This is a genomic window from Acinetobacter sp. YH12046, assembly GCF_013419905.1.
GTDB lineage: Bacteria > Pseudomonadota > Gammaproteobacteria > Pseudomonadales > Moraxellaceae > Acinetobacter.
The window spans coordinates 1-5,120 of sequence record NZ_VOZF01000057.1 but is presented as its reverse complement, the minus strand read 5'-3'; the positions used below and the strand labels follow the sequence as shown (position 1 = coordinate 5,120).

Below are 5,120 nucleotides of genomic sequence, written 5' to 3'. Positions count from 1 at the left end.
GGCCAGGCCTCAGCATTTTATTATGGTGATCCCCTGGGCGAAATGCGCCTGGTAAGCAGAGTTTTTGAAATGTAAGGCCTTTGAATAAGACAAAAGGCTGCCTCATCGCTAACTTTGCAACAGTGCCTTTTTTGTTTCTCTGTTAACGCCACCTGCGGAGCCAGCAGTGTTTTGGCATCCATATCGACGGTGTAGGTTTTCCCCATCGGGAAGGTTTTTTTCGCCGTGAATACCAGCTTACGGTCATTACGCCACTGCCACTCACCTTCCATTGCGGGGGTCAGGGTAATACCGGCGGTGACCGGTTTACCGATCAGCGTTACCGGTGCGGCAGAGCGGGAGAATGTCACCACCACAATCTGCGCTGAATTATCATCACGGTTATAATTAACCGCCGAAGGGCGCTGCACAGACGCGGAAATATCCTGCACCACCAGCGGCGCAACATCCACCGGCTTCGGTTTGTTCTGATACCAGTGCCAGGTGTAATAACTGCCCGCTGCCACCGCAGCAGTCAGTAATAATAAGGCAGATATGGTTTTCGGATAGCGGTTGCCCCCCCGCTCCAGCCGGGCAAGCTGATTACCGGCAAAGGTCACCCAGCCCGGCACCGCCCAGCGGATCCGTCCGGTGAACGGGCGCAGCAGAAAACCCAGCAGAGTAAAGAGATAAACAAGACTGCGAGCCGCCAGACGCAGCAAAATAAAAGGTAAGCGGAGGATAAAACGCAGAACGTCCATGACAACATTTTCCTCTGTGTGTTGAGACTGACATCAGTTTGCCGCAGCACACAGTGAAATCCGGTTCAGCCGGAAGCTGTCAGTGCCCGATACTCTCATCCTCCATAAAACAGCCCATAAAGCAAATTATTGCATAAGGAATAATCTTAAATTACGGCCCCGGCGTATCCGCAGGGGCCTGTTCAGGAAAAAAATTATTCCAGTGCACTCAAAATAGCCTGTGCAGCTTTGACTCTTTCGGTATTCGGGTAGTTTTTATTCGCCAGAATCACAATCGCCACCTGTTTTTCCGGAATAAAGGCGACATAGGCGCCGAAACCAGTTGTTGCGCCCGTTTTATGCACCCAGGAAGCACGGTTATACGGCTGAACCTGGTTGTCTGTTACCGGATGCGGCTGCAATGCGACCTCGTTGGTCACACCGTTAATGATCATATCTTTCTGCTGCGGCCAGTCATACATTTCCCAGCCCAGCCCCTGGTTAATCGCGGCGGTTTTATAGTAGCGGGTCTGGGCGAGATACATTACCATTTCCAGATCCGCATTACCGGCCCGTGACGGCTCCATATTCATTTCCGCCCAGCGCAGCATATCTTTTGAGGCGGATTTCACGCCGTAAGATTCCGCATCAAGCTGTCCCGGCGACACGCGGACCGGTTTTTTGTTTTTATAACCGTACGCATACTGGCTTTGCGCACTTTCCGGCACAGTAATAAAGGTGTGAGATAACCCCAGCGGTGCCAGGATCCGTGCAGTCAGCAACTGCTCATACGGCATCCCCGCCGCGTTTGCGGTCAGAGCACCAAACAGGCCGATACTGCTGTTTGCATACAGACGCATATCGCCCGGTTTCCGGGACGGCTGCCACTGCTGATAGAAATTCAGCAGATCCGCACGGCTTTTTACCGCATCCGGCACCTGTAACGGCAGTCCGCCTGCGGTATAGGTAGCCAGATCCAGCAATGTGATCCCCTTCCACTGCGGCAGAGCCAGCTCCGGCTGGTATTTTGCCGCCGGATCATTCAGCGCCATCTCTTTTTTCGCCACAGAAACCGCACCCAGCACACCTGTGAAAGTTTTACTTACAGATCCGAGCTCAAATAGTGTATTTTCAGTGACCGGCTGTTTTGCCTGAATATCGGCAAAACCATAATTGAAATAATAGGGCTTACCCTTTACGGAGACGGCAACCGCCATCCCGGGAATATCCTGCTGTGCCATCAGCGGTTTAATGGTGCTGTCCACCACCGCCGCGACATTATCAGCGGCAGAAAACCCCGGGGCGGAAAACGCCAGCAGAGCGGAAATCAGTGTTGCAGATAACGATTTTTTCATCAGAATTAACCTTCCGTGTGTGAGTAACGGCGGCAAGTATCGTCAGATTCACCGGACAGAACAAACGGTTATTTATAACAAGAGCCTAAAGAAAAACTTACAGGTGGATTATGGTCAGACGTTATCTCCCCCTTAACCCGCTGCGCGCCTTTGAGGCCGCCGCCCGTCATCTCAGTTTTACCCGCGCGGCGATTGAGCTGAATGTCACCCATGCCGCCGTCAGCCAGCAGGTCAGGGCGCTGGAAGAACAACTCGGCTGTGTGCTGTTTACCCGCGTCTCGCGCGGGCTGGTGCTGACCCATGAAGGTGAGGGATTACTGCCGGTGCTCAATGAGGCGTTTGACCGGATTGCGGATACTCTGGAGTGTTTTTCTCACGGGCAGTTCCGTGAGCGGGTGAAAGTCGGTGCGGTGGGAACATTTGCCGCAGGCTGGCTGCTGCCGCGTCTGGCCGGATTCTATGACAGCCATCCGCATATTGATCTGCATATCTCCACCCATAACAATCATGTGGACCCGGCGGCGGAAGGGCATGATTATACGATCCGTTTCGGTAACGGCGCGTGGCATGAGTCAGATGCGGAACTGATTTTCAGTGCACCACACGCTCCGCTGTGCTCACCGGCCATTGCAGAACAGTTACAGCAGCCGGATGATGTTCACCGCTTTACCCTGCTGCGCTCATTCCGCCGGGATGAATGGAGCCGCTGGCTGGATTGTGCGGGCGGCACACCGCCTTCCCCGTCACAGCCGGTAATGGTGTTCGATACCTCACTGGCCATGGCCGAGGCGGCACAACTGGGTGCCGGGGTAGCGATCGCACCGGTATGTATGTTCAGCCGCCTGTTACAGTCAGGCGCACTGGTACAGCCGTTTGCCGCAGAAATCACCCTCGGCGGCTACTGGCTGACGCGGTTACAGTCCCGTACGGAAACCCCGGCCATGCAGCAATTCGCCCGCTGGCTGCTGAATACGGCGGCGGCGTAAAACTCACTCACCTTCCAGGCTTTTTACCCGCAAATCATCACCTTCACTGATGCGCAGCCGTTCACTGCCGCAGTGCGGACAGCATCCGGCGTGCTGCATGATTTCGGCCTCACGGCTGCAATCCCAGCACCATGCCTGTGCCGGGATAACATCAATATGCAGTGTGCAGCCCTGCGCCACGGTATCACGGCAGGCGATATCAAAACAGAAATGCAGTGCACTCTCCTCAACATCCGCCAGTGCGCCGACTTCCAGCCAGACATCCGTTACCCGCGCAATGCCGTGCTGTTCAGCCTGTTCGCGGATAATGTCCGCCGCACCGAGGGCTTTACTAAGCTTGCCCCTTCCGCCGTTGTCATAATCGGTTATGGCATCGCATTTTATTTTCTTTCTCTGGTTCTGAAATCCATCCCTGTCGGTGTTGCTTATGCAGTCTGGTCGGGACTCGGCGTCGTCATAATTACAGCCATTGCCTGGTTGCTTCATGGGCAAAAGCTTGATGCGTGGGGCTTTGTAGGTATGGGGCTCATAATTGCTGCCTTTTTGCTCGCCCGATCCCCATCGTGGAAGTCGCTGCGGAGGCCGACGCCATGGTGACGGTGTTCGGCATTCTGAATCTCACCGAGGACTCCTTCTTCGATGAGAGCCGGCGGCTAGACCCCGCCGGCGCTGTCACCGCGGCGATCGAAATGCTGCGAGTCGGATCAGACGTCGTGGATGTCGGACCGGCCGCCAGCCATCCGGACGCGAGGCCTGTATCGCCGGCCGATGAGATCAGACGTATTGCGCCGCTCTTAGACGCCCTGTCCGATCAGATGCACCGTGTTTCAATCGACAGCTTCCAACCGGAAACCCAGCGCTATGCGCTCAAGCGCGGCGTGGGCTACCTGAACGATATCCAAGGATTTCCTGACCCTGCGCTCTATCCCGATATTGCTGAGGCGGACTGCAGGCTGGTGGTTATGCACTCAGCGCAGCGGGATGGCATCGCCACCCGCACCGGTCACCTTCGACCCGAAGACGCGCTCGACGAGATTGTGCGGTTCTTCGAGGCGCGGGTTTCCGCCTTGCGACGGAGCGGGGTCGCTGCCGACCGGCTCATCCTCGATCCGGGGATGGGATTTTTCTTGAGCCCCGCACCGGAAACATCGCTGCACGTGCTGTCGAACCTTCAAAAGCTGAAGTCGGCGTTGGGGCTTCCGCTATTGGTCTCGGTGTCGCGGAAATCCTTCTTGGGCGCCACCGTTGGCCTTCCTGTAAAGGATCTGGGTCCAGCGAGCCTTGCGGCGGAACTTCACGCGATCGGCAATGGCGCTGACTACGTCCGCACCCACGCGCCTGGAGATCTGCGAAGCGCAATCACCTTCTCGGAAACCCTCGCGAAATTTCGCAGTCGCGACGCCAGAGACCGAGGGTTAGATCATGCCTAGCATTCACCTTCCGGCCGCCCGCTAGCGGACCCTGGTCAGGTTCCGCGAAGGTGGGCGCAGACATGCTGGGCTCGTCAGGATCAAACTGCACTATGAGGCGGCGGTTCATACCGCGCCAGGGGAGCGAATGGACAGCGAGGAGCCTCCGAACGTTCGGGTCGCCTGCTCGGGTGATATCGACGAGGTTGTGCGGCTGATGCACGACGCTGCGGCGTGGATGTCCGCCAAGGGAACGCCCGCCTGGGACGTCGCGCGGATCGACCGGACATTCGCGGAGACCTTCGTCCTGAGATCCGAGCTCCTAGTCGCGAGTTGCAGCGACGGCATCGTCGGCTGTTGCACCTTGTCGGCCGAGGATCCCGAGTTCTGGCCCGACGCCCTCAAGGGGGAGGCCGCATATCTGCACAAGCTCGCGGTGCGACGGACACATGCGGGCCGGGGTGTCAGCTCCGCGCTGATCGAGGCTTGCCGCCATGCCGCGCGAACGCAGGGGTGCGCCAAGCGGCACTGTTGCAAAGTTAGCGATGAGGCAGCCTTTTGTCTTATTCAAAGGCCTTACATTTCAAAAACTCTGCTTACCAGGCGCATTTCGCCCAGGGGATCACCATAATAAAATGCTGAGGCCTGGCC

Annotated in this window: 5 protein-coding genes and 3 pseudogenes; 5 read left to right on the top strand and 3 right to left on the bottom strand. The window is 56.8% G+C overall.

Annotation, left to right across the window (positions count from 1 at the left end; all coding sequences use genetic code 11):
- A pseudogene (locus tag FTU03_RS15675) lies at nucleotides 1–75 on the top strand (IS6 family transposase); the annotation flags it as partial.
- A gap of 859 nt (nucleotides 76–934) precedes the next feature.
- On the opposite strand, the gene blaDHA reads toward FTU03_RS15675, so the two are convergent.
- Complete coding sequence (gene blaDHA, locus FTU03_RS15665; protein WP_179993453.1) at nucleotides 935–2,074, bottom strand: DHA family class C beta-lactamase; 1,140 nt, start codon at nucleotides 2,072–2,074, stop codon at nucleotides 935–937.
- 110 nt (nucleotides 2,075–2,184) lie between these two features.
- Between blaDHA and ampR the strand changes: the two genes are divergently transcribed.
- Complete coding sequence (ampR, locus tag FTU03_RS15660) at nucleotides 2,185–3,060, top strand: LysR family transcriptional regulator AmpR (protein ID WP_004193231.1); 876 nt, start codon at nucleotides 2,185–2,187, stop codon at nucleotides 3,058–3,060.
- A 3-nt stretch (nucleotides 3,061–3,063) separates the two neighbouring features.
- Here the strand turns inward: ampR and hypA are convergent, their stop codons facing one another.
- Nucleotides 3,064–3,339, bottom strand: coding sequence for a hydrogenase maturation nickel metallochaperone HypA (gene hypA, locus FTU03_RS16290; protein WP_267736048.1), 276 nt, complete (start codon nucleotides 3,337–3,339; stop codon nucleotides 3,064–3,066).
- Between hypA and FTU03_RS16285 the strand changes: the two genes are divergently transcribed.
- The 3 genes and pseudogenes from FTU03_RS16285 to FTU03_RS15640 form a co-directional block, all read left to right on the top strand.
- Nucleotides 3,322–3,657 (top strand): multidrug efflux SMR transporter, encoded by a 336-nt coding sequence (locus tag FTU03_RS16285; protein ID WP_052238321.1) that lies wholly within the window; start codon nucleotides 3,322–3,324, stop codon nucleotides 3,655–3,657. The two genes, hypA and FTU03_RS16285, sit on opposite strands and share 18 nt — an antisense overlap.
- Nucleotides 3,651–4,490 (top strand): sulfonamide-resistant dihydropteroate synthase Sul1, encoded by an 840-nt coding sequence (gene sul1 / locus FTU03_RS15645; protein WP_000259031.1) that lies wholly within the window; start codon nucleotides 3,651–3,653, stop codon nucleotides 4,488–4,490. The genes FTU03_RS16285 and sul1 overlap by 7 nt, the downstream gene beginning before the upstream one ends.
- Nucleotides 4,491–4,617: 127 nt before the next feature.
- Nucleotides 4,618–4,992 (top strand): annotated as a pseudogene (locus FTU03_RS15640) (GNAT family N-acetyltransferase); the annotation flags it as partial.
- Between the two features lie 53 nt (nucleotides 4,993–5,045).
- Here the strand turns inward: FTU03_RS15640 and FTU03_RS15635 are convergent.
- Nucleotides 5,046–5,120: pseudogene (locus FTU03_RS15635) on the bottom strand (IS6 family transposase); the annotation flags it as partial.

Bases quoted from the DNA above. Each gene is read 5' to 3' on its own strand.
- blaDHA (WP_179993453.1), bottom strand. From the start codon at position 2,074: ATGAAAAAATCGTTATCTGCAACACTGATTTCCGCTCTGCTGGCGTTT.
- ampR (WP_004193231.1), top strand. From the start codon at position 2,185: ATGGTCAGACGTTATCTCCCCCTTAACCCGCTGCGCGCCTTTGAGGCC.
- sul1 (WP_000259031.1), top strand. From the start codon at position 3,651: ATGGTGACGGTGTTCGGCATTCTGAATCTCACCGAGGACTCCTTCTTC.